25 protein-coding genes are annotated in these 26,288 nt (G+C 69.3%); 10 read left to right on the top strand and 15 right to left on the bottom strand.

The genetic code is table 11. The features are described 5' to 3' along the window. Genes CBM2588_RS02700 through CBM2588_RS02685 form a run of 4 tightly spaced genes read right to left on the bottom strand, consistent with a single transcriptional unit; the run spans position 1 to position 4,079 of the window. A complete protein-coding gene (locus CBM2588_RS02700) occupies positions 1-759 on the bottom strand; it encodes an SDR family NAD(P)-dependent oxidoreductase (RefSeq protein ID WP_115679245.1) in 759 nt (252 codons plus the stop codon). Then, a complete protein-coding gene (locus CBM2588_RS02695; RefSeq protein WP_115679244.1) occupies positions 756-1,160 on the bottom strand; it encodes a Zn-ribbon domain-containing OB-fold protein in 405 nt (134 codons plus the stop codon). The genes CBM2588_RS02700 and CBM2588_RS02695 overlap by 4 nt, the downstream gene beginning before the upstream one ends. Then, entirely contained in the window at positions 1,157-2,341 is a 1,185-nt protein-coding gene (locus CBM2588_RS02690) for a thiolase family protein (RefSeq protein ID WP_115679243.1), read from the bottom strand. Before CBM2588_RS02690 ends, CBM2588_RS02695 begins: the two co-directional genes overlap by 4 nt. 22 nt (positions 2,342-2,363) lie before the next feature. After that, positions 2,364-4,079, bottom strand: a complete 1,716-nt coding sequence (locus CBM2588_RS02685; protein ID WP_115679242.1) for an AMP-binding protein — start codon at positions 4,077-4,079, stop codon at positions 2,364-2,366. Between the two features lie 131 nt (positions 4,080-4,210). Between CBM2588_RS02685 and CBM2588_RS02680 the strand changes: the two genes are divergently transcribed. Further along, positions 4,211-4,720, top strand: a complete 510-nt coding sequence (locus CBM2588_RS02680; protein ID WP_115679241.1) for a MarR family winged helix-turn-helix transcriptional regulator — start codon at positions 4,211-4,213, stop codon at positions 4,718-4,720. A gap of 25 nt (positions 4,721-4,745) precedes the next feature. On the opposite strand, the gene zwf is transcribed toward CBM2588_RS02680, so the two are convergent. Next, the gene (gene zwf, locus CBM2588_RS02675; protein ID WP_115679240.1) at positions 4,746-6,233 is read right to left on the bottom strand and encodes a glucose-6-phosphate dehydrogenase; all 1,488 of its coding nucleotides are present in this window, start codon (positions 6,231-6,233) and stop codon (positions 4,746-4,748) included. Between the two features lie 572 nt (positions 6,234-6,805). On the opposite strand from zwf, the gene CBM2588_RS02670 reads away from it, so the two are divergent. Then, a complete protein-coding gene (locus CBM2588_RS02670; RefSeq protein WP_115679239.1) occupies positions 6,806-7,528 on the top strand; it encodes a GntR family transcriptional regulator in 723 nt (240 codons plus the stop codon). Here CBM2588_RS02670 and CBM2588_RS02665 read toward each other — a convergent pair. The 3 genes from CBM2588_RS02665 to CBM2588_RS02655 form a co-directional block, all read right to left on the bottom strand. Next, a complete protein-coding gene (locus CBM2588_RS02665; RefSeq protein ID WP_111521806.1) occupies positions 7,510-7,698 on the bottom strand; it encodes a hypothetical protein in 189 nt (62 codons plus the stop codon). The genes CBM2588_RS02670 and CBM2588_RS02665 overlap by 19 nt on opposite strands. A gap of 77 nt (positions 7,699-7,775) precedes the next feature. Beyond that, positions 7,776-8,417 (bottom strand): LysE family transporter, encoded by a 642-nt coding sequence (locus CBM2588_RS02660; RefSeq protein ID WP_115679238.1) that lies wholly within the window; start codon positions 8,415-8,417, stop codon positions 7,776-7,778. Positions 8,418-8,497: 80 nt separating this feature from the next. After that, a complete protein-coding gene (locus CBM2588_RS02655; RefSeq protein WP_115679237.1) occupies positions 8,498-9,100 on the bottom strand; it encodes a hypothetical protein in 603 nt (200 codons plus the stop codon). A 140-nt stretch (positions 9,101-9,240) separates the two neighbouring features. Between CBM2588_RS02655 and CBM2588_RS02650 the strand changes: the two genes are divergently transcribed. The 3 genes from CBM2588_RS02650 (at position 9,241) to CBM2588_RS02640 (ending at position 12,674) form a co-directional block, all read left to right on the top strand. Continuing rightward, a complete protein-coding gene (locus CBM2588_RS02650) occupies positions 9,241-9,744 on the top strand; it encodes a thioredoxin fold domain-containing protein (protein WP_115679236.1) in 504 nt (167 codons plus the stop codon). 134 nt (positions 9,745-9,878) lie between these two features. Further along, positions 9,879-10,412 carry a TlpA disulfide reductase family protein gene (locus tag CBM2588_RS02645; protein WP_115679235.1) on the top strand — a complete coding sequence of 178 codons (534 nt, stop codon included), beginning with the start codon at positions 9,879-9,881 and terminating at the stop codon, positions 10,410-10,412. 153 nt (positions 10,413-10,565) lie between these two features. Continuing rightward, complete coding sequence (locus CBM2588_RS02640) at positions 10,566-12,674, top strand: ATP-dependent helicase (RefSeq protein WP_115679234.1); 2,109 nt, start codon at positions 10,566-10,568, stop codon at positions 12,672-12,674. Between the two features lie 18 nt (positions 12,675-12,692). Here CBM2588_RS02640 and CBM2588_RS02635 read toward each other — a convergent pair whose 3' ends face one another. From CBM2588_RS02635 to CBM2588_RS02615, 5 genes are all read right to left on the bottom strand, one after another. Next, on the bottom strand, positions 12,693-13,889 hold the full coding sequence (locus tag CBM2588_RS02635; protein WP_115679233.1) for a class I SAM-dependent rRNA methyltransferase: 1,197 nt from the start codon (positions 13,887-13,889) through the stop codon (positions 12,693-12,695). 210 nt (positions 13,890-14,099) lie between these two features. Continuing rightward, on the bottom strand, positions 14,100-14,408 hold the full coding sequence (locus tag CBM2588_RS02630; protein ID WP_012351583.1) for a YbeD family protein: 309 nt from the start codon (positions 14,406-14,408) through the stop codon (positions 14,100-14,102). 61 nt (positions 14,409-14,469) lie between these two features. Further along, positions 14,470-15,669, bottom strand: coding sequence for a D-alanyl-D-alanine carboxypeptidase family protein (locus tag CBM2588_RS02625; protein ID WP_115679232.1), 1,200 nt, complete (start codon positions 15,667-15,669; stop codon positions 14,470-14,472). A 63-nt stretch (positions 15,670-15,732) separates the two neighbouring features. Beyond that, complete coding sequence (locus CBM2588_RS02620; RefSeq protein ID WP_012351581.1) at positions 15,733-16,374, bottom strand: alpha/beta hydrolase; 642 nt, start codon at positions 16,372-16,374, stop codon at positions 15,733-15,735. A gap of 141 nt (positions 16,375-16,515) precedes the next feature. Continuing rightward, positions 16,516-16,836, bottom strand: coding sequence for a (2Fe-2S) ferredoxin domain-containing protein (locus CBM2588_RS02615; RefSeq protein WP_012351580.1), 321 nt, complete (start codon positions 16,834-16,836; stop codon positions 16,516-16,518). A 389-nt stretch (positions 16,837-17,225) separates the two neighbouring features. Here CBM2588_RS02615 and CBM2588_RS02610 point away from each other — a divergent pair, with 389 nt between their 5' ends. From CBM2588_RS02610 to CBM2588_RS02590, 5 genes are all read left to right on the top strand, one after another. Then, the gene (locus CBM2588_RS02610) at positions 17,226-18,527 is read left to right on the top strand and encodes a dicarboxylate/amino acid:cation symporter (RefSeq protein ID WP_092307412.1); all 1,302 of its coding nucleotides are present in this window, start codon (positions 17,226-17,228) and stop codon (positions 18,525-18,527) included. A 79-nt stretch (positions 18,528-18,606) separates the two neighbouring features. Further along, positions 18,607-20,619, top strand: coding sequence for a sensor histidine kinase (locus CBM2588_RS02605; RefSeq protein WP_115681369.1), 2,013 nt, complete (start codon positions 18,607-18,609; stop codon positions 20,617-20,619). Positions 20,620-20,630: 11 nt separating this feature from the next. Next, on the top strand, positions 20,631-21,956 hold the full coding sequence (locus CBM2588_RS02600; RefSeq protein WP_115679231.1) for a sigma-54-dependent transcriptional regulator: 1,326 nt from the start codon (positions 20,631-20,633) through the stop codon (positions 21,954-21,956). Positions 21,957-22,405: 449 nt separating this feature from the next. Then, positions 22,406-23,383, top strand: a complete 978-nt coding sequence (locus CBM2588_RS02595) for an NAD(P)H-dependent flavin oxidoreductase (RefSeq protein ID WP_115679230.1) — start codon at positions 22,406-22,408, stop codon at positions 23,381-23,383. Between the two features lie 85 nt (positions 23,384-23,468). Further along, complete coding sequence (locus CBM2588_RS02590) at positions 23,469-23,870, top strand: YbaN family protein (RefSeq protein WP_115679229.1); 402 nt, start codon at positions 23,469-23,471, stop codon at positions 23,868-23,870. Positions 23,871-23,947: 77 nt separating this feature from the next. Here CBM2588_RS02590 and CBM2588_RS02585 read toward each other — a convergent pair whose 3' ends face one another. Both CBM2588_RS02585 and CBM2588_RS02580 read right to left on the bottom strand, forming a co-directional pair. Further along, positions 23,948-25,198, bottom strand: coding sequence for a phenylacetate--CoA ligase family protein (locus CBM2588_RS02585; protein ID WP_115679228.1), 1,251 nt, complete (start codon positions 25,196-25,198; stop codon positions 23,948-23,950). Between the two features lie 173 nt (positions 25,199-25,371). After that, positions 25,372-26,187 carry an ABC transporter ATP-binding protein gene (locus tag CBM2588_RS02580; RefSeq protein WP_018003769.1) on the bottom strand — a complete coding sequence of 272 codons (816 nt, stop codon included), beginning with the start codon at positions 26,185-26,187 and terminating at the stop codon, positions 25,372-25,374. Positions 26,188-26,288: the final 101 nt, after the last annotated feature.

The following is a 26,288-nucleotide window of genomic DNA, read 5'->3' as shown; positions in this document are numbered from 1 at the left end:
TTACAAGGCCAGCGACGCGGCCAGGCTGCCGCCGCCGCAGACAAAGAGGTTCTGGCCGGTGATCCAGCTGCTGGCCGGGTCGGCGAAAAACAGCGCGGCGTGGGCCACGTCTTCGGGCAGGCCCAGGCGCCGCGCCGGCAGCGAGGCGGCCAGCGCGCGGGCGCGCTCGCCGTCCTCGGGAAAATCGCTGATCAGCATGCCGGTGACGGTCGGGCCGGGGGACACGGTATTGACCGTGATGCCCCACGGCCCCAGCTCCAGCGCCCAGGTGCGCGTCATTGCCGCCAGCGCCGCCTTGCTGGCGCCGTAGGCCGTGCGTCCGGCCAGGCCGACGATGGCGCGCGAGGCCACGTTGACGATGCGGCCGAAGTGCCGCGCCTGCATCCGCGGCAGGCATGCCTGCGCCAGTTGCATGGCACAGCGCGCATGCAGGTTCATCATCAGGTCGAATTCGGCATTGCCGACGTCGGCCAGCGCGGTGTTGCGCACCACGCCGGCGTTGTTGACGAGGATGTCGATGCGGGGCTCGTGCGCAACCGCGGCCACCAGCGCCGCAACGCCGTCGGACGTGGACAGGTCGGTCACGACACTGGTCAGCAACGGGTGCGCGGTCTCCGCCGGCGCGAGGCCCGCCGCGATCACGCGGGCCCCCTGTTTCAGCAGTGCATGGCTGATTGCCAGCCCGATGCCGGCGTTGCCGCCGGTCACCAGCGCGGTGCGCCCCGCAAAGCGCAAACCTTGTTGGGTGCGCGGGCTCATGCGTGGTCTCCGTCCTGGTTCATGGGGATGCAGCGGGCGCGCAGCACGCCATCGGGATGCGCATGGTCTCGGTCCAGCCATACCGTCGCGCGCGTGCCGGCGGCCAGCATGGTGTCGGCGAGCGCGAACAGCGTCACGCCGGCATCCAGCCGCACCGCGGCCACGTGCACCGGCAGCCGGTCCGCGAAGCGCGGCTCGAGCGTGTAGTGCAGCACCGCCACTGACAGCACCACGCCGGCGCCGTTGTCAGGCAAGTGTTCGATATCGCCGTGCAGGCACCGCGGGCAGTACCGCTGCGGTGGATAGAAGCGGTGGCCGCAGGCCGCGCAATGCGGCAGCGCCAGGCCGTTCGGCGGCGTCGCCGCGGCCAGCGCCTGCCAGGCGGGAGAATGGGCGCTCATGCCAGGTCTCCTTCGATGATGGCGGCGCCGGTCGCCAGGCAGCGGTCGTACACGGCCATGCCATAGCCGCTGGCGAGCCCGAGCCGTGCGCCCGGCACCTGGTTGGCGCCGGCCTGCCCGGTGACCTGGCGCAGCACCTCGACCAGACCCAGGTAGCCGCCGGCCGCGCCGGCCTGGCCGCAGCCAAGCTGCCCGCCGCTGGTGTTGTGCGGAAAATCGCCGCGAAAGCCCAGGTCATGCGCCTGTATAAAAGCCGCGGCGGTGCCAGGCTGGCAAAAGCCGAGCCCTTCCAGCTGCAGGAACACCACGGCGGGGTAATCGTCATAGGTGGCCAGCACGTCGATGTCTTGCGGCGTCGCGCCGGCCTGCCGGTACAGCCGCGCATGCTCGAGCGCCCAGCCGCCGCGCAGGATGGCGTCGTCGTCGGCATAGGCGTTGTGGCGCTCCACCACCGCGCGCAGGCGCGCGTGCGCCAGGCCCAGACGGCGTGCCCTGCCGCGCGACATCACCAGGAAACCTTCGGCGCCCGCGCACGGCATCACCAGGTCGAGCTTGTGCAAGGGCTCTGCGATCGGCCGCGCGTGCAGGTAGTCGTCCAGCGTGATCGCGGTGCCCAGCAGGGCATGCGGTACGGCGCTGGCGTTCTGGCGCTGGCTCACGCACAGGCGGCCAAAGTCTGCGCGGGTGGCGCCGGTGGCATCCATGTAGCGCCGCGTCAGGTGCGCGAACGGCATGCCTGGCCCTGCCGCGCCGTACGGGTGGATGGCGTCGATGGCCGCCCACGAGAAGCGGCTCGCCAGCCTGGCAAAGCCGCCTTGCGGATTGGCGTCGGCACCGATACAGGCGACCACGTCGGCGTCGCCGGCCTGCACCGCGCGCGCGGCGCGGCGCAGCGCGATCACGCCGCTGGCGCCGCCGAACGGCACCGATTCCAGCCAGCGCAAGGACAGGCCGAGCGAGCGGGACAGGCTGGCCACCGGGTCCGGCGGCAGCGTGAAGCTGGATACCGCCAGGCCATCGAGGCAGTCCTTGCGCAGGCCTGCGCGCGCCAGCAGCTCGCGCAGGCATTGCGCCACGTACCAGCCGGCCGGCTCGGTGCTGTAGCGCGTGTAGGCCGTGGTGACCGGCACGGCGAGCACCACATCGTCGTCCGTCGCGGCATGATCGCAGGTGTTATGCATGGATTTCCCCTGGCATGCCGCGTCAGCCGCGCCCGGCGGCGCCGGACACGGAACGCTTCTTCATCGCGCGCAGGTCGAACACCGCCTGCTCGCTGACGAGGGCGCGCATGGTTTCCTTGAGCGCGCCGCGCTGCAGCTTGTGCGAGGCGGTCAGCGGCAGCTCGCTCACGAAGGCGATATAGCCGGGCAGCTTGAAGTACGGCAGCCGCTGCGCCGCTGCCGCAAAGATTTCCAGCGCCAGCGCATGCGCGGGTGCATGCCCGGGGGCGAGCTCGATGCAGGCCATGACTTCCTCGCCCCGGATTTCGTCGTCGACCGGACCCACCCCGACGTGGTGCACCATGGGCAGCTGGTTGAGCACTGCTTCCACTTCCAGCGAGGCGATGTTCTCGCCGCTGCGGCGGATGATGCTTTTCTTGCGGTCGACGAAGTACAGCGAACCGTCGCGGCCCTGCCGGACGATGTCGCCGGTATGGAAATAGCCGCCCGCCCATGCGGCTTCGGTCAGCTCCGGCTGGTTGGCGTAGCCCGAGAAGAAGCCGGCGCGCGGATCGCTGCCGGCGGCGCGCACCTGCAGCTCTCCGGCTGCGCCCGGCAGCACGTCGCTGCCGTGCTCGTCGACGATGCGGTACTCCATATGGGGCGCGGGCCGGCCGAAGCAGCGCAGGCCCGGATGCCTCGGCTCGACATTGGCCGCCACCGCCGCGCCCGCCCCGACTTCCGTCATCGACCACGATTCGACCAGCGGGAAACCGAAGCGGGCTTCGAATGCGGCCTGGTGCTTCGGATGCGCGCCGGCGCCGAAGCCGAATCGCACCGCATGCGCCTGGTCGCCCGGCTGCGGCGGCAGTTGCAGCAGCATGGCCGGCATCACGCCCAGGTAATGCACGATGGTCGCGCCGCTCTGCGCGACGGTTTGCCACCACGTATTGGGATGGAAGCGGTCCAGCTGCACGATGCAGCCGCCGCTGAGGATCATCGCCATCGACGAGCACGCCAGCGCATTCATGTGCACCAGCGGCAGCGGCGTGATCAGGCGCTCGGCGCCGGGCGAGATCGCGCACAGCCCGCCGAGCCCGTTGTACCAGCGGCCGAATGCCAGCATGTAGGCGTTCGACAGCATGCAGCCCTTGGGCAGGCCGGTGCTGCCCGAGGTATAGACCAGCGCGCACTCGTCGTCGGCCGCCGTGCGGCCGCCCCGCGGCGCGGGCAGCGCCGCCGCCCCGCCATCGACGCTGTACACCGGCGGCAGGGCCAGGCCGGTGCTGGCCAGTGCCGGCGCGAGCGCCTGCCAGCGCTCTGCCAGCGCCAGCACCAGCGCGGCGCCGCTGTCGCGCAGCACATGCGCAAGCTCGGCCGCGCTGCTCTCCGCGTTCAGCGGCACCACCGAAGCGCCGATGCCGTTGAGGGCCAGCCACCACAGGAAGAATTCAGCGCGGTTGTCGAGCAGCAGCGCCACGCGCTGCCCACGGGCCAGCCCGGCTTGGCGCAGCGCGGCTTCCAGTTCCCGGATGCGCTGGCCGGCGTGGCCATAGGTCCACTCCACCGGCTGGTTTCCATACGCGGCGGCAGCTTGCTGCGGGATATGAAGGAACGGCCGGTGCGCGTAGCGGCCGCAGGCCGCATCGAACGCCCCGCGCACCGAGCGCGGGCAACCCGCCGCACCTTCCTCGCGCCGCGCCGGGTGGCTTGCGGCAGACCCTTCGTGCGCGTGCACCCCTGAGATACCACCAGACATCGTTGTTGTCCCCGTTCGTTGGGTGGCGCGCAGCGCCTCCCGATTTCGTGATGGCTCGAATGCTATATCTCAAGTAACTTGAATTCAAGTTATTTTTTGGCGAATGATTTGGGCTCAAGTAGAATGACGGCATGACTACTTATGACTACGTCGACCAGTTTCTTGCCGAGTGGCGCACCGCGCGTCCGGATCTGCAGTTGGAGCACGCGGACCTGCTGATCCGCGTGATACGCCTCGGCGGCATCCTGGAGCGGGAGCTCGGCCGCCTGTCGCAGGCGCACGGCATCTCGGCCGGGCAATTCCAGGTACTGGCGGCGCTGCGCCGCCGCTATCCTCAAACCGCGTCGCCGTCAGACCTGAGCCGGATCGCGATCCTGACCACGGGCACCATGACGGTGCTGCTGGACCGGCTGGAAGAAAAAGGGTTGGTGCGCCGCCTGCGCGACCCCAACGACCGGCGCCGCCTGGAAGTGGAGCTGACACCGGCCGGCAAGGACCTGATCGACCGCGCCCTGGACGAGCGTGTGGCGCGGCTGCACGCGCTCACGGCCGGCATGGATGCCGACGACAGCAGCGCGGCAACACGCGTGCTGCGCCATCTGCTCGCCGAAATCGACGATCAGGCCGCGGGCGGCACCTGAGGCAGGACGGCGCGGGCGCTGTGCCTCAGGCCTCTTCCGACCACTGCACGCCCTCGCGCGCCATGAACGCCGACGAAGCCGCCGGCCCCCAGGTGCCGGCGGTATAGGGTCGCGGCCCCTCGTCCTGCGCGCGCCAGGCCTCCAGGATCGGATCGACCCAGGTCCATGCGGCCTGCAGTTCGTCGCGCCGCACGAACAGCGCCAGCCGGCCGCGGATCACGTCGAGCAGCAGGCGCTCGTAGGCTTCTGCCCGGCGCGTGGTGAAGGCCGAGTCGAGGTTCAGCGCCAGGCTCAGCGGCTTGAGCTTCATGCCCTCGCCCGGCTGCTTCACCATCAGCGTCAGCCGCACCGATTCTTCCGGCTGCAGCCGGATCACCATGCGGTTGGGCTGCAGCGTGCTGCCCGGATCGAAGATGGAGTGCGGCACCTCGGCGAAGTGGATCACCACCTCGGTCACGCGCTCCTGCATGCGCTTGCCGGTGCGCAGGTAGAACGGCACCTGGTTCCAGCGCCAGGTGCCAAGCTCGGCCCGCATCGCGACAAAGGTCTCGGTGCGGCTGTCGGGCGGAATCCCGTCTTCCTGCAGGTAGCCGCGCACCAGCTCGCCGCCGATGGCACCCGCGGTGTACTGGCCGCGCACGGTATTGCGGCGCACGTCCTCGGGCGACATCGGCCGCAGCGAGCGCAGCACCTTGAGCTTTTCATCGCGCACCGCGTCGGAGTTGAGCGACGCGGGCGGCTCCATCGCCAGGATGCTGACCAGCTGCAGCAGGTGGTTCTGCACCATGTCGCGCATGGCCCCGGCCTCGTCGTAGAAGCCGCCGCGCGTGCCCACGCCCACGGTCTCGGCCACGGTGATCTGCACGCTGCGCACGAACGGCGTGCGCCACAGCGGCTCGAAGATCGAATTGCCGAAGCGCAGCGCCATCAGGTTCTGCACCGTCTCCTTGCCCAGGTAGTGGTCGATGCGGTAGGTGCGGTCCTCGCTGAAATAGCGGCTGACCACCTCGCCGATGTCGATCGCTGACGCCAGGTCCACGCCCAGCGGTTTTTCCAGCACCAGCCGGGTGTCGTCGGCAATCAGTCCGTGGCTGGCGAGGTTGTCGCAGGTGGCGGCGAACAGCCCGGGGGGCATCGCCATGTAGTAGATCCGCAGCGCATCGCTGCGCAGTTGCGCGGCCAGCGCCGGGTAGTCCGCCGCCTGCGCGGCGTCGAGATGGACGAAATCCAGCCGCTGCAGGAAAGCCTGCCATTTGGCGGCCTCGATATAGCGCGCATCGACAAACGGTTGTGCGCTTTGGTCGGCAAAATTGACAAAGGCCTCGCGGTCCCAGCGGTGCCGGCCCACGCCGAGGATGCGGGTGCCGTCGGGCAGGTTGCCGTCGCGGTGGCACATGTAGAGCGAGGGCAGCAGCTTGCGCGCCGACAGGTCGCCGGCGCCGCCGAAGATGACGAGGTCGAGCGGCCGGGCGTCGGCCGTGCCGAAGGCGGAGACGGTGCGGGAGGTTGGCATGACGGGCTCCTTGCGTGCCGATGGGGCGGATGAGGTTGGCCGGGGGCGGGGCAAGCCGGCATTGTTTGCGTTGTTCATGCAGTCTGCCCGACCAGCATGTCTCGGTCACGTTGCGCGGCTATTGCGGCTGGCCGGCCGGCACAGCGGCAAACGCCACCGGACCATCCGCATCATCCGTGCCATCGAACGCGGCCGCGCAAGCGGACGGAGCACCCGAGCCCTGCACGGTCAGCGTAACGATGAACGGTTTACGTCAAATCGGGGATACCGGTACGAGCCACTTCGACCAAGATGCATTGAACTGGTATTCAACGACGGCGCTGCGGGCAGTATCACAGGCAGGCCTGGGGCGGAAGTTCGGTTTCCCACACAAAAGCGCAAACCGCAGTGGGCTCCGTCGACCGTGCCCTGCCGCAATGCGGTTCGGGCATGCCCCGGCTATGCAGTACCAATTGACGGATACCGTGCGCATGGCATGGGCGTCACCCTTTGCGCTCCACTCCCCCGCAGGGCGATTAAATGTCCTAAAGTGGTATCACCGACATCAGGCCCTGGTACGTATGAGGAGTCGCATGGATCAAAGGCTGCAGGCGCTGCGGCCCGACGAGGCCGACGCCACGCCGATCTACCTGCAGGTAGCGCGCAAGCTCACCGCGGCCATCCAGGCGGGGCAATGGCGGGCGGGCGATGCGCTGCCGTCGGAACGCACGCTGGTCGATTCGCTGGGGATTTCGCGTGTCACCGCGCGGCACGCGCTGCAGGTGCTGGCCGAGGAAGGCGCCATCACGCGCAACCGCGGCGCGGGCACCTTTATCGCCCCGCGCGCCGAGCCCAGGCCGGCGCGGCTGGACAATTTCAGCGAACTGGCGCGCCGGCGCGGCATGACGCCGGCGAGCGAGCTGGTGGGGTTCGAGCGCCGCCGCGCCACCGCGCAGGAAAGCGCGGAACTGGCCCTGGCCGAGGGCGACGAGATCGTCCGGCTGACGCGGCTGCGCAAGGCCGATGGACGGATCTACTGGATGGACGTGACCACGCTGGCGCTGGCCGTGGTGCCCGATGCCAGCGCCATCGGCGAATCGCTCTACGCCTACCTGGAGCGGATCGGCAAGCCGGTGCTGCGCGTCACCGAGACGCTGCGCGCGGTGGTCGCCACGGCGGAACTGGCCGCGCGCCTGGGCATCGAGCCGGGCGAGCCGCTGCTGCATATCCGCCGCACTGGCTACACCCATGGCGACAAGCCGGTCGAGCTGACCGACGCATACTGCCTGAACGACTTCTACGAACTGAAGCAGTAGCGCCCGGCGGCGCCGGCCACTGGTGGTTCCACCGGCGGCGGGGGCGGGTCGTCCTCGGGCGACAGCGGCACATCGGGCGGCACGCCCGGCGGCGCGGGCTCTTCCACCGGGGGCACGGTATGGCGCGGCTGCAGGCGCGCACCGGCGATCGGGTTCAGCGAGGCAGGCATGCGGGGACTCCGTGGCGGGCTTACTTCCTCATTGAAGCAAACCCCGCCAGCGCGCGCCAGTGCGGATGCCGCGCCGCTCAGGCGTGCTGGCGGCGCACGAAGAACAGCGCCGCGCCCACCGCCATCAGCACGCTGCCGAAAAACCGGTTCTGCCACAGCACCGCGCGGGCATTGCGGAACAGCCCCTGCATGCGCGACGCCAGCAGCGCGTAGCCATGCATCACCACCAGGTCGACGCAGCACATGGTGGCCGCCAGGATCGCCAGCTGCAGCGCCAGCGGCCGGTTCGGGTCGATGAACTGCGGCAGCACCGCGACCATGAAGATGATGCCCTTGGGGTTGGTCACGTTGGTCAGCAAGCCCGTCGCAAAACGGCGGCGCCGGCTCATCACGGCCACGCGCACCGGGCCGCCGTCCTGCGCCGCATCCGCTTCCACGCGGGCACGCCATTGCTGGATGCCGAGATAGATCAGGTACAGCGCGCCGATGGTCTTGACCACCATGAAGGCCTGCTCCGAGGCCAGCAGCAGCGCGCCCAGCCCGCCGCCGGCCACCAGCAGCACGATCACCAGCCCGGCCTGCAGGCCGAAGATGGTAGTGGTGGTCCGGCGCAGCCCGTACGACAGGCCATGGCTCATCGACAGCACCGCACCCGACCCCGGCGACACCGCGATCACCCAGCACGCGGCGAAATAGGCCAACCAGACTTCCCAACGCATTTCATCTCTCCTATGACTGCAACATGCGGGGCGGCGCATCGCCCCCCGGCACCTGTGATTCGCTGCGGCGCAGCGGCGCCTCAGAGCGGGTGGAACCCGCCCAGGAACTGCTCCACCTGCTCGGCCTGGCGCGCGTCGCGCGCGGCCTCGCCGGATTCCAGCACCACCGCCTGGAAGGCGCGCGTGCCCACCGCCACCAGCCGCGCGCTGAGCCGGCGCGGCGACTGGTCCTGCGGCGACACGCCGCTGGCCTGCAGCTCCAGCCCGGCCAGCGGGCGGCCCGGCCGGTCCGCGCTCATGATGGTGACCGGCCGCGTGCGCGGCTCGCCCGACAGCGTGCCCAGGTTGGCCAGCAGGCCGGCCTGCATTGCCGCCAGGGCCTCGCGCCGCAGCGCCTCATCATCGGCGGGCAGGGTCACCACGCCGACGGCGAAGAGCGTGTCGTCGACGCGTGCGGCCTCCATCGTCATCGGCAGCTTGCGCCCGGCAATGGTCACGTCGCGCGCGGCGCTGGTGGGCTTGCCGGGATAGAGCGCGGCGTAGCCGCCCTCGCCCGACTGGATGGTGCGCCAGTCATAGCGCGGCGAACAGGCGCACAGGGCCAGCGCGAGCAGCGCGGCACAGCATGTCAGGGACCAGCGGGGCGCGGCAGCAGGGCTCGGCGGGGGCGGCACGGGACGCATGGAAAACGGGACGGAAGCACAGGCTCGGGACGGCGCGCGCGGGCGCGGTCGCCGGCGCGCGGAAACCGGTATTATCCCGGAAGCGGCGCGCCAGTGCTTGCCGCGCCGCCTGTCCCACCTGTGCCGCCCCCCGAACCGCCATGCCTGCCTCCCGCCTCGCCCGAACTGCTGCCGCCAGCACCCGTCTGCACTGGCTGGCCGCGGGCGTGTTGCTGGCGGCGCTGGCCGGCGAGTCCGCCGCGGGCCCGGCGCACCTGCCGCCGGCCACTGACCTCGCCGCCCACGGCGCCGACGCCGCCCGCCGCCGCGAGCCGCTGGTGGTGCTGGTGTCGATGCCGGGCTGCGGCTATTGCGACGCGGTGCGCCGCAACTACCTGGGCCCGCAGGCGGCCGCCGGCGAGATCGCCGTGCGCGAGCTCGACATGACCGCCGACACCCCGCTGCGCGATGCCGACGGCAGCCAGACCACCGCGCGCGCCTGGGCCCGCGCGCACCAGGTCCGGGTGGCGCCGACGGTGCTGTTCCTGGACCGCCAGGGCCGCGCCGCCGCCAGCCCGCTGCGCGGCATGCAGCCCGACTTCTACGGCGCCTACCTGGAACAGGCGCTGGCGCAGGCGCGCGCCGCCGTCGCCGCGCGCAAGTGACGGAAGGGTTCCAGCGCATCACCGCAAGGCGGTACCGCGCAGCGCGCGAACGCCTGCCGCATTAGAATGTCCCACTGCTGACCGGCCCCGCCCGGTCCTCCCTGCACCAACGAAGCGGCTCCAGCCGGATTCCCATGACCACTACCCCCGCCTCCAAGACCTCCCGCAAGCCCTGGCCCATCGTCGCCGCCGTGGTGGTGCTGGCGCTGCTGGGCTGGTTCGGCTACCGCGCGCTGTCGCCGTCCGGTACCGCGCCGGCCGCTACCTTCACGCTGCTGTCCGGCGAAAAGGTCAGCACCGCCGACCTCAAGGGCAAGGTCTACCTGGTCAACTTCTGGGCGACCAGCTGCGCCACCTGCATCAAGGAGATGCCGGACATGGTCAAGACCTACGAGCAGTTCAAGGGCAAGGGACTGGAATTCGTCGCGGTGGCGATGAACTACGACCCGCCCATGTACGTGATGAACTTCGCCAAGACGCGCGGGCTGCCGTTCAAGGTGGCGATGGACAGCGACGGCAGCGCGGCCAAGGCCTTTGGCAATGTGGGCCTGACGCCTACGACGTTCGTGATCGACAAGGAAGGCCGCATCCTGAAGCGCTATGTCGGCGAGCCCGAATGGGAAGCGCTGCACAAGCTGCTCGACGGCGCGCTGGCAAAGTCTGCGTAACTCAGGCGCTGCGAACACACGACAAAAGGTGCTCATCGAGCACCTTTTTTTGTTTTCGGGACCGATCCCGCGTGCGGCGGGTTGCGCCCGCGGGCTGTATGGATATACAGTTGGCGCCAGTTTTCTCATCGCGTGTCCTGCCCGCCCCAACCCGTGACCCTGGACCTAGCCCCCGCGGCTGAATCAGCCGAAGCCGCCACCCCTGACGCCGAAGCGCTCCCCGCCTACCTGTCCCGGCTCAATCCGGAGCAGCGCGCCGCGGTCGAGCACGGCAGCGAGGCGCCGCTGCTGATCATCGCCGGCGCCGGCTCGGGCAAGACCAATACGCTGGCGCACCGGGTCGCGCACCTGGTGCTGGCCGGCGCCGATCCGCGCCGCATCCTGCTGCTGACGTTCTCGCGCCGCGCCGCCGCCGAGATGGGCCGGCGCGTCGAGCGCATCGTCGACCAGGCGCTGGGCACCAGCACCGGCACCGGGCGCGCGGCGCTGCAGTGGTCCGGCACCTTCCACGCCATTGGCGCGCGGCTGCTGCGCGAATATGCCGAGACCCTGGGCCTGTCGCCGGCCTTCACCATCAGCGACCGCGGCGATTCCGCCGACCTGATGCACGTGGTGCGCCACGACCTGGGCCTGTCGGAGACCGCCAGCCGCTTCCCGAAGAAGGAAACCTGCCTGTCGATCTATTCGCGCGTGGTCAACACCCAGGCGCCGCTGGAAGACGTGCTCAGGCAGCAGTTCCCGCGCTATGCGATGTGGGCCGATGCGCTGCGCACGCTGTTCGCCGGCTATGTCGAGGCCAAGCAGAAGCAGCACGTGCTCGACTACGACGACCTGCTGCTGTACTGGGCGCAGGCCATGGCCGAGCCCGCCATCGCGCAGGACATGGGCACCCGCTTCGACCATATCCTGGTCGACGAATACCAGGACACCAACGCCCTGCAGGCGTCGATCCTGCTGGCGCTGCGGCCCGACGGCCGCGGCCTGACCGTGGTCGGCGACGACGCGCAGTCGATCTACGCCTTCCGCGGCGCCACCGTGCGCAATATCCTGGATTTCCCCGCGCAGTTCACGCCGGCGGCGCAGCAGGTCACGCTGTCGCAGAACTACCGCTCGACGCAGCCGATCCTGCAGGCCGCCAACGCGGTGATCGGGCTCGCGGCCGAGCGCTATACCAAGGACCTGTGGTCCGAGCGCCAGTCGGCCGAGAAGCCCGGCGTGATCGTGGTCAACGACGAGGCCGACCAGGCCCGCTACGTGGTCGAGCAGGTGCTGGCGCGGCGCGAGGCCGGCCTGGCGCTGATGGCGCAGGCGGTGCTGTTCCGCGCCGCCGACCACAGCGCGCAGGTAGAGATCGAGCTGGCGCGGCGCAATATCCCGTTCGTGAAGTTCGGCGGGCTCAAGTTCCTGGAATCGACCCACGTCAAGGATGTGCTGGCGGTGGTGCGCTGGCTCGAGAACCCGCGCGACCGCATGGCGGGGTTCCGCACGCTGCAGCTGCTGCCGGGCATCGGCCCCAAGACCGCGGCGCGCGTGCTCGATGCCATGGCGCTGGCGACCGAGCCGCTGTTCTCGCTGCAGGAATTCGAACCGCCGCCGGCCGCCGCGCCGGCGTGGGCCGACCTGCTTGCGCTGGCGCGCGCGCTGATGGCACCGACCTCGCCGTGGCCGTCGGAATTCGAGCAGGTGCTGGCGTGGTACACACCGCACCTCGAACGCCTGCACGACGATGCGCCCGCGCGCCAGGCCGACCTGCAGCAACTGGAGCGCATCGCCGCCACCTATGGCGCGCGCGAGCGCTTCCTGACCGAGCTGACGCTGGACCCGCCCAGCGCCTCCAGCGATGAATCCGGCGTGCCTTCGCGCGACGAGGATTACCTGATCCTGTCGACCATCCATTCGGCCAAGGGCCAGGAGTGGAAGGCGGTCTATGTGCTCAATGCCGTCGACGGCTGCATGCCGAGCGACCTGGCCACCGGCACCACCGAAGAGATCGAGGAGGAGCGGCGACTGCTCTATGTGGCGATGACGCGGGCCAGGGACCACCTCGATGTCATCGTGCCGCAGCGGTTCTACGTGCACCAGCAGGTGGGCTTCGGCGACCGGCATGTGTATGCGTCGCGCACGCGGTTCTTGCCGAACCGGGTGATGCCGAACTTCTACAGCCGCTCGTGGCCGCCACCGCCGATGCCGGGGGAAGGCGCAGTGAAGCCGGCGCTGGCGCCGGTGGATCTGGCCAGTCGGATGCGGAATATGTGGCGGTGATGGGAATTGGCCTTCAGCTCAGGCCACTTTTTCCAGCAGCAACCCCTTCAAATACTCTCCTTCCGGGAACGCCGCCAGCATCGGATGATCGGTTCCCGCCGACAGCCTGCGCAGGATGCGCGCATCCGCCCGAGCATCGGTCACCGCGCCCGCCACGATCTTCTGGAACAGCTCCATGCTGATCGCTCCCGAGCATGAGTACGTGAACAGCAGCCCGCCCGGGCGCAGCAGCTGCGTGCCGACCAGGTTGATCTCCTTGTAGGCGCGCGCGGCACGGTCGATATGCTGCGCCGACGGCGCGAACTTGGGCGGGTCCAGTACGATCAGGTCGAACTGGCGGCCCTCGGCGCGGAATTCGCGCAGCGTCTTGAACACGTCGGCGTCGAGCCAGGTCGCGCGCTCCGGATCGAAGCCGTTCAACGTCACGTTGCCCGCGGCAATCTTCAGCGCCTCGCCCGAGGAATCGATCGACGTCACCGCTTTCGCCCCGCCGCGCAGCGCGGCCAGCGAGAAGCCGCCGGTATAGCAGAAGCAGTTCAGCACCTCGCGCCCTTCGGCGAGATCGCCGACCAGCTTGCGGTTGTCGCGCTGGTCGACATAGAAGCCGGTCTTGTGCCCGTTGCGCACGTCGACGTAATAGCGCACGCCGTGCTCGGTCACGGACAGTGCCGGATCGGGCTCGGCTCCGGCGAGCACGCCGGTGACCAGCTCCAGCCCCTCGCGCTGGCGCACGGCGGCGTCGGAGCGCTCATAGACATTGGGACAGCCGGTCTCCTTGACCAGCGCCTGCACGATCGCGGTCTTCCAGTGTTCGACGCCCGCCGAGTTGAACTGGCACACCAGCTGGCCCGTGGCGCCGTTGCCGTAGTAGTCGACGATCAGGCCGGGCAGCCGGTCCGATTCGCCGAAGATCAGCCGCACCGCGTCGCTGTCCCGCACCCACTGGCGCCGGTAGGCGATGGCCGCCGCCACGCGGCGCTTGAACAGCGCGTGGTCGACCGGCTCGTTCTCGTCGAAGGTCCACACCCGCGCGCGGATCTGCGATTCGGGGCTGTAGGCGGCCTTGGCCAGGAAGCGGCCGTCGGCGGCGCGCACGATCACGGTGGCGCCCGGCTCGCAGCGGCCTTCGGTGGTGGCGATGCCGGTGGCATAGATCCACGGGTGGCGGCGCAGCAGGGATTTTTCCTTGCCGGGTTTCAGGGTGATGGTGTTCATGTTGGTATGGGAATTGGCATGCCGGAGCGGACAATCGCCAGGGCTGCGGAAGGCTCCCCTCTCCCGCCTGCGGGAGAGGGGTTGGGGGAGAGGGCAGGAGCTTCAGACGAAGTGAAGCGCGTCGGTATGCGCGCGCCTGCCCTCTCCCCCGGCCCCTCTCCCGCGCGCGGGAGAGGGGAGCAAACATGGCGCGAAAGAAACGCCGGCGCGTTACAGCACCACCTTCACCATCGGATGCGAAGTCAGCGCCCGGTACAGGTCATCCAGCTGCTCGCGGCTGGTGACCCATACCGTCACGGTCAGGCCCAGGTAGTTGCCCTTGCTCGACGGGCGCATTTCCATCTTGCCGGCGTGGAAGTCCGGATCGAACTCCTGCACCAGCGCGACGATGGCTTCGGCGAAGCCGTCCTGCATCGCGCCCATCACCTTGATCGGGAAATGGCTCGGGTATTCGATCAGCGACTGCTCCGGCGGAATATCGCCGGGCTTGTTGCCGCTGCCTTGGTTGTCGGTCGTCATCTCGGATTCTCCGGCGCGAGGCCGGCGCGCCGCGTGGCGCACCGGCTCGCGCGCATTCAGGTCACTTGCGCTTGAACCACAGGCGGATGGTGTCCCACAGGCGGCCGAAGAAGCCGGCCTCGGGCACCTCTTCCAGTGCCACCACCGGGAATTCGGCCACCTTGTTGGCGCCGTCCATCAGCTTGACCATGCCCACCTGCTGGCCCGCCGAGATCGGCGCGATCAGCAGTTCCTGGCGCTCCAGCACCGGCTTGAGGCGCCCGCCGGTGCCCTTGGGCACGGTGACGAAGGTCTCGTTCTGCACGCCGATCTTGACCGTGCCGCTCTTGCCCTTGTAGATGTCCGGCGTGGCCAGCACCTGGCCCTTGTCGTACAGGCGCAGCGTGTCGAAGAACTGGAAGCCGTAGTTGAGGATCTTCAGGCTTTCCTGGGTGCGCACCTGTTCGGTGGTGGTGCCGATCACGATCGAGATCAGGCGGCGCGAGCCCTCCGGCACGTTGGCCAGCGGCCGCTTGGCCGACGAGATCAGGCAGTAGCCGGCCGACTTGGTGTGGCCGGTCTTGACGCCGTCGACGGTCGAGTCGATGTACAGCAGGCGGTTGCGGTTGGGCTGCCTGATCTTGTTATAGGTGAACTCCTTCTGCGAGTACATGCTGTAGTACTCGGGGAAGTCCTTGATCAGGCGCGTGGTCAGCGTCGCCAGGTCGACCGCGGTGGTGTAGTGGTTGGGGTCGGGGATGCCGTCGGTATTGGTGAAGTGGGTGTTCTTCATGCCCATGCGCTGGGCCTCGCGGTTCATCATCGCGACGAAGCCCTCTTCCGAGCCCCCGACGGCCTCGGCCAGCGCCAGCGCGGCGTCGTTGCCGGATTGCACGATCAGGCCCAGCAGCAGGTCCTGCACCGTGACCGGCTTGTTGGGCTCGATGAACATGCGCGACTCGTCGCTTTTGACCTTGAGCACCAGGTTGGTCGGCACCACCGCCTGGTCCAGCGTCAGGCGCTTTTCCTTGAGGGCCTCGAACGCCAGGTAGGCGGTCATCAGCTTGGTCAGCGAAGCCGGCTCGATGCGCGCGTCGGCATTCTGCGAGGCCAGGGCCTGGCCGCTGGTGACGTCATACAGCATCCACGACTTGGCTGCGACCTGCGGCATCGGCACGCCCTGCGCCAGCACGGCGGCGGGCGCGGTGGCCAGCACGACGGCGGCGGCGATGGCGGCGGGAGCAAAGGCGGACGAAAGGCGTGTCGTGGCTCGATTCAGCATGTTTCTGTTTTTCCGACGGTAAGAAGGTGGCGCGGGAAGTTCCGGGACGGCGGCGTGCCGGCCTTACCGGTCCCACGCATTGACGACGAGCTGCTTGATCAGGTGCAGCTTGCGGTGAAAGAAATGGTCGGCGCCGGGGATCACGATCACCGGCAGCTCCTGCGGGCGGGCCCAGTCGAACACGCTGGCCAGCGGCACGGTGTCGTCCTGTTCGCCATGGATCACGATGGTGTCGGCCGGCACCTGCGCGACTTCCCAGCGGCTGGCGGCGGTGCCCACCAGCACCAGGCGCTGCACCGGGGTGCCGGCCTCGGCCAGGCGGCGCGCCACGTGGGTGCTGACGAAGCTGCCGAACGAGAACCCGCCCAGCGCCAGCGGCAGCGTCGCGGCCTGCGCCGACCACGCGGTCTGCTGGCGCATCCAGGCCGCCACGGCGAGCAGGTCGTCCTGTTCGCCGATGCCGTTGTCATGCTCGCCGGCGGTTGCACCGACGCCGCGGAAGTTGGGGCGCACGGTGGCATAGCCCAGCTGCACGAAGGCGCGCGCCAGCGTCTGCGCAACCTTGTTGTCCTTGGTGCCGCCGAACAGCGGATGCGGGTGCGCCACCAGCGCCAGGCCTCGGGGCTCGCCTTGCGGCAGGTCCACCGACACGTCGATCGCGCCGACGGGACCGGCGATGGAAAGTACCTGGGTATGCGCGTTCATAGGGCGGTCTGGATGGCGATGAACCGGCTGGCTCAGGCCCGGAAATCCCGGGGCAAAAAATGAAAAAACCGTCCGGCGTGCGGGCGGCGGGGTCAGGCATCGGCGCTGCGGCATCGGCAGCGCCGCGGACTTCGTTCTCGTTCAGCGATCCACCATCAGCCGCTCGACCGGCTTGCCCTTGAGCAGGTGGCTGTCGATGATTTCATCGATGTCATGCTCGTCGACATAGGTGTACCAGATGGCCTCGGGGTAGACCACCAGCACCGGGCCGAGTTCACAGCGGTTCAGGCAGCCCGCCTTGTTGATGCGCACGCGGCCTTCGCCGCCGGCGATGCCCAGTTCCTTGCAGCGCTTCTTGGCGTATTCCTGCATGGCCTTGGCGTTGTAGTTGGCGCAGCAGTTCTCGCCGGCCTCGCGCTGGTTCAGGCAGAAAAAGACGTGGTGCTGGTAGTAGCTGCGCATGCGTACGGTGTGAAGACGGCCCCGGACGGCGGCACGGCCCGGACGGCATTGAACGGAAGCTCGGAATTATACGGCGTTGCGAGCGCCGGGCCGCGATATGCGGCAGCTTTGCGCGCACCGCCATGCACCCCGGGCCCTGTCAGGTGGCGCCTCGCGCACCCTGTGCCCGCCCGCTCTTCCGGATTGCCGGATCCGCGCCGTCCGGGATTCCGGAATCCCGGAGGCCGGGCGCCCGTCCGCGGCCAGCCTTTCCTTGTGAATCAACCAGTTAGCAATACCGGTTGGACTGGCATGCCGGTTGCGAATTCCCGCCCCTGAACGCGCCGCAACCGTGACGGCGCGCGCCCGCGCGGACCCGCCCGGGTACGGTCAACACCGAGGACGACATCATGAGGAAACCCTTCTACAAGATCCTGTACGTGCAGGTCCTGTTCGCCATCTGCATCGGCATCCTGCTCGGCCACTTCTGGCCCGACACCGGCGTCGCCATGAAGCCGCTGGGCGATGGCTTCATCAAGCTGATCAAGATGATCATCGGCCCGATCATCTTCTGTACCGTGGTGACCGGCATCGCCGGCATGAGCGACATGAAGAAGGTCGGCCGCGTCGGCGGCAAGGCGCTGCTGTACTTCGAGGTGGTGTCGACCTTCGCGCTGCTGATCGGGCTGGGCGCCGCGCACCTGCTCAAGCCGGGCGTGGGCTTCAACATCGACCCCGCCACGCTCGACACCAAGGCCATCGCCCAGTACGTGTCGAAGGCGCACGGCCAGAGCACGGTCGAGTTCCTGATGCACATCATCCCCGACACCGTGTTCAGCGCCTTCGCCAACGGCGACATCCTGCAGATCCTGCTGGTGTCGCTGTTCTTCGGCGCCGCGCTGGCGGTGCTGGGCGAACGCGCCCGCATCGTGGTGCAGCTGATCGAGCAGGTCTCGAAGGTGTTCTTCCACATCGTCCACGTGATCACCAAGGTGGCCCCGATCGGCGCCTTCGGCGCGATGGCGTTCACCATCGGCAAGTACGGCCTGGGCTCGCTGGTGCCGCTGCTCAAGCTGATCGGCACCTTCTACTTCACCGCCATCGTGTTCGTGCTGGTGGTGCTCGGCACGATCGCGCGCATGACCGGCTTCAGCATCGTGCGCTTTATCTCGTACATCAAGGAAGAGCTGCTGATCGTGCTGGGCACCAGCTCGTCCGAGGCCGCGCTGCCGCACATGATGGAAAAGCTGGAGAAGCTGGGCTGCTCAAAGTCGGTGGTGGGCCTGGTGGTGCCGACCGGCTATTCATTCAACCTGGACGGCACCAACATCTACATGACCATGGCGGTGATCTTCATCGCCCAGGCCACCGGCATCGAGCTGACGCTGATGCAGCAGCTGACCATCCTGGCGGTGGCGATGATCACCTCCAAGGGCGCCAGCGGCGTGACCGGCTCGGGCTTCATCACGCTGGCGGCGACGCTGGCGGTGGTGCCGACCATTCCGGTGGCGGGCATGGTGCTGATCCTGGGCATCGACCGCTTCATGAGCGAGTGCCGCGCGCTGACCAACATCATCGGCAACGGCGTGGCCACGGTGGTGGTGTCGGCGTGGGAACGCGAGCTGGACCGCAAGCGCCTGGCACGCGTGCTGCAGCACGGTGCCGGCGACGATGCCGATACGCTTGGCGAAGCCGGCCAGCGCGCCGCCTGAAACGGCTGCGCCCGCGCGCGCGGCTGCCCCCGCCGCGCGCCTGCGGGTATCATCGGCGCGACACCCCTCGCGCGCGCCGATGCCACACTCCGACGACTTTCTCGCCGTGCATGACCCCGCCGCCACCCGCCCGGTGCACGCGCCGGAGACCGGCAGCGGGCGCTGGTGGGGCTTTGCCGCCGCCCTTGCCGCGGGCCTGCTGCTGCTGTGCGCGCTGACCTGGCTGGTCTCGGTCCAGCGCGGACTGGCCAGCCTGCAGCAAGGCACCGCGACGCGCGCCGACCGCTACGCCGCCACGCTCGAAAGCACGCTCGACCGCTACGAGTTCCTGCCCGCGCTGGTGTCGCTGCATCCGTTCGTGCGCGAACTGCTCGCCGCCCCCGACGACGCGCAGCGCGTCGCCGCCGCCAACCAGTACCTGGCCGAGGTCAACCGGCGCGCGCATGCGTCGGCCACCTATGTGATCGCCGCCAACGGCATTGCGCTGGCGGCCAGCAACCACGGCCAGCCCGGCAGCTTCGTCGGCACCGACTACCGCTTCCGCCCCTACTTCCAGACCGCCGCGGGCGGCAGGATGGGACGCTTCTACGCCATCGGCATCACCAGCGACGAACCCGGCTACTACCTCGCGCAGCCGATCGAAGCCGGCGGCAAGGTCATCGGCGTGACCGTGGTCAAGCTCAACCTGGAGTGGTTCCAGCGTGCCGGCAGCGGCGCCGAGCCGCTGATGGTCAGCGACGACCACGGCGTGATCTTCCTGTCGTCGGTGTCGGCGTGGCAATACCGCACGCTGCGTCCGCTGCCGCCGGCGCTGCGCGCGGAGATGGAGCGGACCCGCCAGTACCACGGCCGCGCGGTGACGCCGCTGCCGCTGGAGCCGCTGACGTCGCCGCTCACGCGCTGGCTGGCCGACACCACGCTGGCGCAAGGCGCGCGCCTGGTGCGCGTGCGCGACGAGGCCGCGGCCGGCCGCACCACCTTCGCGCCGGACGGCGCCGAGCGCGCCGACCGCTATCTGGCGCTGAACCGCACCGTGGGCCCGGCAGGCTGGACCATGCAGGTGATGGCGCCGCTGGACCCGGTGCTGGCCAACGCGCGCAACGCCACCGTGGCCGCGGCGCTGGGCTATGCCTGCATCTGCCTGCTGCTGGTCAACTGGCGCCAGCGCCGCCAGCGCGCGCGCGACATGCAGTACAGCCGCCGTTTGCTGGAAGCTGCCTACGACCAGCTGGAGCGCCGCGTCGAGGCCCGCACCGCCGACCTGATGGCGATCAACGAAAAGCTGGAAGACGAAGTGGCCGAGCGCACCCGCGCCGAAAGCGAGCTGCGCGCGGCCCAGGACGAGCTGGTGCAGGCCAGCAAGCTGGCCGCGCTGGGACAGATGGCGGCCGGCATCACGCATGAGCTGAACCAGCCGCTGGCGGCGCTGCGCACGTTCTCGGACAACACCCGCGTGCTGCTTGAGCGCGGCCAGCTGGCCGCGGCCGAGGGCAACCTGACGGCGATCGCCGACCTGACCGAGCGCATGGGCAAGATCACCGGCCAGCTCAAGCTGTTTGCCGGCAAGGCGCGCCCGGTGCAGCGGCCGGTGGCGCTACGCGCGGCCGTCGAGCACGTGCTGGCGCTGCTGGCGCCGCGGCTCGGCGCGGTCACGATCCACCTCACCGGCCTGGATACCGTGCCCGGCCTCGCCGTGCGCGCCGACGAGCTGAAGCTGGAACAGGTGCTGCTGAACCTGCTCGGCAACGCGCTCGATGCGATCGCCGCGGCCGCGCCGGCCGCTCCGGCCGCTCCGGCCCCCGGCCGCATCGACCTGCAAGTGCAGGCCGGCGAGCACGCCGTCACCATCGTCGTGCGCGACAACGGCACCGGCATCGCGCCGGAAGCGCTGCCGCGCCTGTTCGAACCCTTTTTCACCACCAAGGAAACCGGCCAGGGGCTGGGCCTCGGGCTGGCGATCTCGTCGTCGATCGTGCGCGAGTTCGGCGGCCAGCTCAGCGTCGCCAATGTCCCCGGCGGCGGCGCGCAGTTCACGCTGGTGCTGGCGCGCGCGCCGGCCGTCGATCCGGCGCCATCGGTTTCCGCGTCCTGATGAGTATTGCCATGCAAGATGGTCTGCGTGTCCTGTTTGTCGAAGACGAGCCGCTGGTGCGGCAGGCCACCGCGCAAAGCCTGGAACTGGCCGGCTTCCGCGTGCTGGCGCTGCCTTCGGCCGAGGCCGCGATCCCGCACCTGCACGGCGCCTTCGCCGGCGTGGTGGTGACCGACGTGCGCCTGCCCGGCGCCAGCGGGCTGGACCTGCTGCAGCACTGCCGCAACGCCGCGCCCGGCGTGCCGGTGATCCTGGTGACCGGCCACGGCGACATCACCATGGCGGTGCAGGCGATGCGCGAGGGCGCCTATGACTTCATCGAAAAGCCCTTCGGCGCCGACCGCCTGACCGACACCGTGCGCCGCGCGCTGGAACGGCGCGCACTGGAGCTGGAAAACCAGGCGCTGCGCCGCGAACTGGCGGGGCCCGCCGCCGGCACGCGCATCATCGGCCGCTCGCCGGCGATCGAGCAGGTGCGCGCGCTGGTGGCCAATGTCGCGCCCACCGACGTGCCGGTGATGATCAACGGCGAGACCGGCACCGGCAAGGAACTGGTGGCGCGCAGCCTGCACGCGCTGTCCGGGCGCGCCGAGGGGCCCTTTATCGCACTGAACTGCGGCGCGGTGCCCGAGGCCATCTTCGAGAGCGAGATGTTCGGCCACGAGGCCGGCGCCTTCACCGGTGCCGGCAAGCGCCGCATCGGCAAGCTCGAGCATGCCTCGGGCGGCACGCTCTTCCTCGACGAGATCGAAAGCATGCCGCTGGCGCTGCAGGTCAAGCTGCTGCGCGTGCTGCAGGAGGGCTCGCTGGAGCGGCTGGGCTCGAACGCCTCGGTGCAGATCGACGTGCGCATCGTCGCCGCGGCCAAGGGCGACATGGACGCGCTGGTGGCGCAGGGCACGTTCCGCGAAGACCTGTATTACCGGCTCAATGTCGTCACCATCGCGCTGCCGCCGCTGCGCGAGCGGCGCGAGGACATCGTGCCGCTGTTCGAGCATTTCTCGCTGGTGTCGGCGGTGCGCTACCAGCGGCCCGCGCCGCTGCTGTCCGAGGCGCAACGCCAGGCGCTGGCCCAGCGGCCGTGGCCGGGCAACGTGCGCGAGCTGCGCAATGCCGCCGACCGCATGGTGCTGGGCGTGCCCGAGGGCGGCCAGGCCGGCGCGCAGGCGGCGGGCCCCGACGAGACCGCGCCGCTGCGCGAGCGCATGGAGCACTTCGAGCGCGCCGTGATCGCCGACGCGCTGGCGCGCACCGGAGGCGCGGTCAGCCAGGCGGCGGACCTGCTGCAGGTGGGCAAGGCCACGCTCTACGACAAGATCAAGCGCTACGGGCTGTGATGTCATGCCGGGTTCATGGCGCTGCCACGGCGCCGTCACATTGGCGGCCTATGCTTCGTGTGCGGCTGCGGCATTGGCAGGTGCCCGCCGTGTGTATCAGTCTTCGTGGTAATTGATGGCCCCGCGCATGCGGGGCGTTTTTTTTGCGCGGTCGGGTCGGATCTGGCGCCGCCGCGCCGCTTCACACCCGCCACACATTGCCCTCACCCCGGCTGGCCACACTGGAGCCCTTCGCTCTCCGGAAACCGCCATGCCCTCCTTCGACTACGACCTCGTCATTGCCGGCGCCAGCTTTGCCGTAGCCGCCTGCGTCCTTGACCCGCGCGCCATGGCCCGCAGGATCGGCATAGACTTGGGCTTCTAGCGACGCAGCCCATAAACTCCCTATAATCGAACGACCGTTCATTTAGGGCACGACCAGCGTGCCCGCCAGTGGTTCAGGAGACACCATGCCCGCCGCCAAGCAACTGCCCCAGGTCTTGCAGAACCTGGCCCTGCCCGTGATTGCCTCGCCCATGTTCATCGTCAGCTATCCCGAGTTGGTGCTGGCGCAGTGCAAGGCCGGCATCGTCGGTTCGTTCCCCGCGCTCAATGCGCGTCCGGCGGAGCTGCTCGACGAGTGGCTGACGCAGATCGAGCAGGAACTGGCCGCGTTCAAGGCCGCGAACCCCGGCGCGCCGGTCGGTCCGGTCGCGGTCAACCAGATCGTCCACAGCTCCAACGCGCGCCTGGAGCATGACATCAAGGTCTGCGTCGAGCACAAGGTGCCGATCTTCATTACCTCGCTGCGCGCGCCGCCCAAGGAGCTGATCGACGCGGTGCACAGTTACGGCGGCATCGTGCTGCACGACGTGATCAGCCTGCGCCATGCCGAGAAGGCGATCGAATCCGGTGTCGACGGCCTGATCCTGGTCGCGGCGGGCGCCGGCGGCCATGCCGGCATGCTGTCGCCGTTCGCGCTGGTGGGCGAGGTGCGCAAGCTCTTCGACGGCCCGATCGCGCTGTCGGGCTCGATCGCCACCGGCGAGGCGGTGCTGGCGGCGCAGGCCATGGGCGCGGACTTCGCCTACGTGGGCACGCGCTTCATCGCCTCGCAGGAGGCGCACGCGGCCGAGTCGTACAAGCAGTCGATCACCAGCTCGGCCGCCGCCGATATCGTCTACACCAACCTGTTCACCGGCGTGCACGGCAACTACATCCGCGAAAGCATCAGCAACGCGGGCCTGGACCCGGACAACCTGCCGGTGGCGGACAAGAGCAAGATGGACTTTTCCAGCGGCAGCTCCAAGGCCAAGGCGTGGAAGGATATCTGGGGCGCCGGCCAGGGCGTGGGCCAGATCCACGACATCCCCAGCGCCGGTGAAATCGTCGCGCGCATGAAAGCGGAGTACGATGCGGCCAAGGCGCGACTCGGGATTTCGCGCTGACCGATCCAGCACCGGGGCCGCTTAGCGGCCCTTTGTTCGACCATTGCCCCCTTCCGGCCCTGACCTTTCGCCCGATCCTGAAGCCGTGCTGAGCCACCGCCAGCGCGTGCTGCGCGCCGTCTGGGTGGCGCTGGGCGGACTCTGCCTGCTGCTGGGCGTGATCGGGATCTTCCTGCCGGTGCTGCCGACCACGCCATTCGTGCTGCTGGCGGCGGCGTGCTTCGCGCGCGGCTCGACGCGCTTCCATGAATGGCTGATGGGACATCCGCGCTTCGGGCCGCTGGTCAGCGACTGGCAGCGGCATCGGAGCATCCCTTTCAAGGCGAAGTGCCTGGCGCTGTCGATGATGTGGCTGTCGATGGGGACCACGGCGTGGCTGCTGCGCGGACGGCCGCTGGTGTCGGCGGCGCTGCTCGCTTGTGCGGTGGGGGTCAGCGTGTGGATGATCCGGTTGCCGACGCGGCCTGAGGATGGGGGGAATACTTGAATCTTTCTGGCCTTTCGACGCCCGTCACTTCGTTGACGCTCCGGCCCTCACCCCCATCCCTCGCTCGGCAAGCTCCTTCACTCGTACTTGCGTGCATCCTCGATCAGCCGCCCGTCCTGCGGCAACGACCCCGCCGCCACGAACGCCACCTCGCCTCTTAGCCGCATCACCTCGCGCAGCGACTCCGCCACCGCGCGCTGCAGGTCGGCGTCTTCACGCGTGGCCTCGCAGCGCAGCGTCATCACGTCGGCGCCCGGATCGCCGGTCACCACCAGCCGCGCGGCGCGGATTTCCGGGTGGCGGCGCAAGACGTCGGCCACCTGGCCCGGATGCACGAACATGCCCTTGACCTTGGTCGCCTGGTCCGCGCGCCCCAGCCAGCCCTTGAGCCGGATATTGGTGCGCCCGCACGGGCTCGGCCGCCGCGAGGACTCCGCCACCACCGCCGACAGGTCGCCGGTGCCGAAGCGGATCAGCGGATAGTCGCCGTTGCCCAGCACCGTCACCACCACCTCGCCGGTCTCGCCTTCGGGCATGGGGCGCGAGCCGCCGGGCTCGACGATCTCGACCAGCACGCCCTCGTCCACCACCCAGCCGTCGCCGCCTTCGGTTTCATACGCGATCAGGCCGACATCGGCAGTGCCGTACATCTGCTGCACGCGCACCCCGCGATCCCGGAACCAGTTGCGTAGCGACGGCGGCAGGGCCTCGCCCGAGACCAGCGCCTTGGCCAGGCTGGTGCAGGGGGTGCCGAGTTCATCGCCGCGCTCCAGCAGCAGCTTGAGGAACGACGGCGTGCCGGCATAGGCGGCCGGCTGCAGGCTCGCCAGCGCCTGCACCTGCGAATCGGTCTGGCCGACGCCGGCCGGGAACACGCAGCAACCCAGCCGGTGGGCGCCGCTTTCCATCATCATGCCGGCCGGGGTGAAGTGGTAGGAGAAGGTGTTGTAGACCAAGTCGCCGGCGCGAAAGCCGGCGGCGTGCATGGCGCGGGCGGTGCGCCACCAGTCGGCGTCGTGGCCGTCGGGCTCGTGGATCGGGCCGGGCGACTGGAACACGTGGCGCAGCTTGCCCAGCGGCGTCGCGTTGAGCCCGCCCAGCGGCGGCAGCGCGCGCTGGCGTGCGCTCAGGTCGGATTTGCGCGTCACCGGCAGCTGGGCCAGTGCCGCGCGCGAGGTCAGCAGGCGCGGATCGACGCCATCCAGCAGTTCGGCAAAGTATGGCGCTTGGTCGCGCGCATGGGCCACCTGGCGTGCCAGGGCGGCAAGTAGCGCCTGCTCGCGGACTTCCGGCGCGCGGGTTTCGAGCGGATCGAAGTGTTCTGGCATGGTCAATGCTGCCGGGGGTGGCAAAGGTTTGCGTTAATGGTCGAGCGTTTCCGAGAAGGGCGCAGAGACCGCCGCGAGCGGGCCGTAGCGAGTCCGAGAAGCGCAGCCGTACACCGGTACGGCGAGCATCGCAGGGCTCGATACGGCCCGCGCAGCCGGTCTATGCGTCCTTCTCAGGCCAGCCAGCGCTTGCGGCGGCGGTAACTTTTGACGTCGCGGAACGACTTGCGGCCGGGGCCGTCGGCGTCGTTGGCGGCCACGCCCAGGTAGAACTCCTTGACGTCCTCGTTGGTGCGCAGCGACTCGGCGTCGCCATCCATCACCACGCGTCCGTTCTCCAGGATGTAGCCGTAGTCGGCGTAGCGCAGCGCCACCATGGTGTTCTGCTCGGCCAGCAGGAAGCTGACGTTCTCGCGTGAATTCAGGCCGCGCACGATCTCGAAGATCTCCTCGACGATCTGCGGCGCCAGTCCCATCGAAGGCTCGTCCAGCAGGATCATCGCGGGCTTGGCCATCATGGCCCGGCCGATCGCGCACATCTGCTGCTCGCCGCCGGAGGTGTAGCCGGCCTGCGACTTGCGGCGCGTCTTCAGGCGCGGGAAGTATTCGTAGATCTTCTCCAGCTCGTCGCGCGTCTGGCCGCGCGACAGGCCGCGCGTGTAGGCGCCGGTAAGCAGGTTTTCCTCGATGGTCAGGTGCGCGAAGCAGTGGCGCCCTTCCATCACCTGGATCACCCCGCGGCGCACCAGGTCGTTGGGCGTGAGCTGGTCGACGCGGTCGCCGCGGTATTCGATCGAGCCCTTGGTGACATCGCCGCGCTCGGCCTGCAGCAGGTTGGAGATGGCCTTGAGCGTGGTGGTCTTGCCCGCGCCGTTGGCGCCAAGCAGCGCCACGATCTTGCCCTCCGGCACTTCGAGCGAGACGCCCTTGAGCACCAGGATCACGTGATCGTAGATGACTTCGATATTGTTGACGGACAGGAGGCTCATGGTGCGGCTCGTGGTGGTGTGGCGATGTTGCGTTGGACTTTCAGCTTGCTGCCGGTGTACTCCCTCTCCCGCTTGCGGGAGAGGGAACACACCCTCGGGAG

The sequence above is a fragment of the Cupriavidus taiwanensis genome (assembly GCF_900250075.1).
GTDB classification, from domain to species: Bacteria; Pseudomonadota; Gammaproteobacteria; order Burkholderiales; family Burkholderiaceae; genus Cupriavidus; species Cupriavidus taiwanensis_C.
The sequence above is the reverse complement of the archived record's forward strand: the minus strand, read 5'-3'. Positions and strand labels throughout refer to the sequence as shown.

Excerpts from the sequence above, each read along its gene's own strand:
- CBM2588_RS02700 (WP_115679245.1), bottom strand. The coding sequence starts at position 759 with ATGAGCCCGCGCACCCAACAAGGTTTGCGCTTTGCGGGGCGCACCGCG.
- CBM2588_RS02695 (WP_115679244.1), bottom strand. The coding sequence starts at position 1,160 with ATGAGCGCCCATTCTCCCGCCTGGCAGGCGCTGGCCGCGGCGACGCCG.
- CBM2588_RS02690 (WP_115679243.1), bottom strand. The coding sequence starts at position 2,341 with ATGCATAACACCTGCGATCATGCCGCGACGGACGACGATGTGGTGCTC.
- CBM2588_RS02685 (WP_115679242.1), bottom strand. The coding sequence starts at position 4,079 with ATGTCTGGTGGTATCTCAGGGGTGCACGCGCACGAAGGGTCTGCCGCA.
- CBM2588_RS02680 (WP_115679241.1), top strand. The coding sequence starts at position 4,211 with ATGACTACTTATGACTACGTCGACCAGTTTCTTGCCGAGTGGCGCACC.
- zwf (WP_115679240.1), bottom strand. The coding sequence starts at position 6,233 with ATGCCAACCTCCCGCACCGTCTCCGCCTTCGGCACGGCCGACGCCCGG.
- CBM2588_RS02670 (WP_115679239.1), top strand. The coding sequence starts at position 6,806 with ATGGATCAAAGGCTGCAGGCGCTGCGGCCCGACGAGGCCGACGCCACG.
- CBM2588_RS02665 (WP_111521806.1), bottom strand. The coding sequence starts at position 7,698 with ATGCCTGCCTCGCTGAACCCGATCGCCGGTGCGCGCCTGCAGCCGCGC.
- CBM2588_RS02660 (WP_115679238.1), bottom strand. The coding sequence starts at position 8,417 with ATGCGTTGGGAAGTCTGGTTGGCCTATTTCGCCGCGTGCTGGGTGATC.
- CBM2588_RS02655 (WP_115679237.1), bottom strand. The coding sequence starts at position 9,100 with ATGCGTCCCGTGCCGCCCCCGCCGAGCCCTGCTGCCGCGCCCCGCTGG.
- CBM2588_RS02650 (WP_115679236.1), top strand. The coding sequence starts at position 9,241 with ATGCCTGCCTCCCGCCTCGCCCGAACTGCTGCCGCCAGCACCCGTCTG.
- CBM2588_RS02645 (WP_115679235.1), top strand. The coding sequence starts at position 9,879 with ATGACCACTACCCCCGCCTCCAAGACCTCCCGCAAGCCCTGGCCCATC.
- CBM2588_RS02635 (WP_115679233.1), bottom strand. The coding sequence starts at position 13,889 with ATGAACACCATCACCCTGAAACCCGGCAAGGAAAAATCCCTGCTGCGC.
- CBM2588_RS02630 (WP_012351583.1), bottom strand. The coding sequence starts at position 14,408 with ATGACGACCGACAACCAAGGCAGCGGCAACAAGCCCGGCGATATTCCG.
- CBM2588_RS02625 (WP_115679232.1), bottom strand. The coding sequence starts at position 15,669 with ATGCTGAATCGAGCCACGACACGCCTTTCGTCCGCCTTTGCTCCCGCC.
- CBM2588_RS02620 (WP_012351581.1), bottom strand. The coding sequence starts at position 16,374 with ATGAACGCGCATACCCAGGTACTTTCCATCGCCGGTCCCGTCGGCGCG.
- CBM2588_RS02615 (WP_012351580.1), bottom strand. The coding sequence starts at position 16,836 with ATGCGCAGCTACTACCAGCACCACGTCTTTTTCTGCCTGAACCAGCGC.
- CBM2588_RS02610 (WP_092307412.1), top strand. The coding sequence starts at position 17,226 with ATGAGGAAACCCTTCTACAAGATCCTGTACGTGCAGGTCCTGTTCGCC.
- CBM2588_RS02605 (WP_115681369.1), top strand. The coding sequence starts at position 18,607 with ATGCCACACTCCGACGACTTTCTCGCCGTGCATGACCCCGCCGCCACC.
- CBM2588_RS02600 (WP_115679231.1), top strand. The coding sequence starts at position 20,631 with ATGCAAGATGGTCTGCGTGTCCTGTTTGTCGAAGACGAGCCGCTGGTG.
- CBM2588_RS02595 (WP_115679230.1), top strand. The coding sequence starts at position 22,406 with ATGCCCGCCGCCAAGCAACTGCCCCAGGTCTTGCAGAACCTGGCCCTG.
- CBM2588_RS02585 (WP_115679228.1), bottom strand. The coding sequence starts at position 25,198 with ATGCCAGAACACTTCGATCCGCTCGAAACCCGCGCGCCGGAAGTCCGC.
- CBM2588_RS02580 (WP_018003769.1), bottom strand. The coding sequence starts at position 26,187 with ATGAGCCTCCTGTCCGTCAACAATATCGAAGTCATCTACGATCACGTG.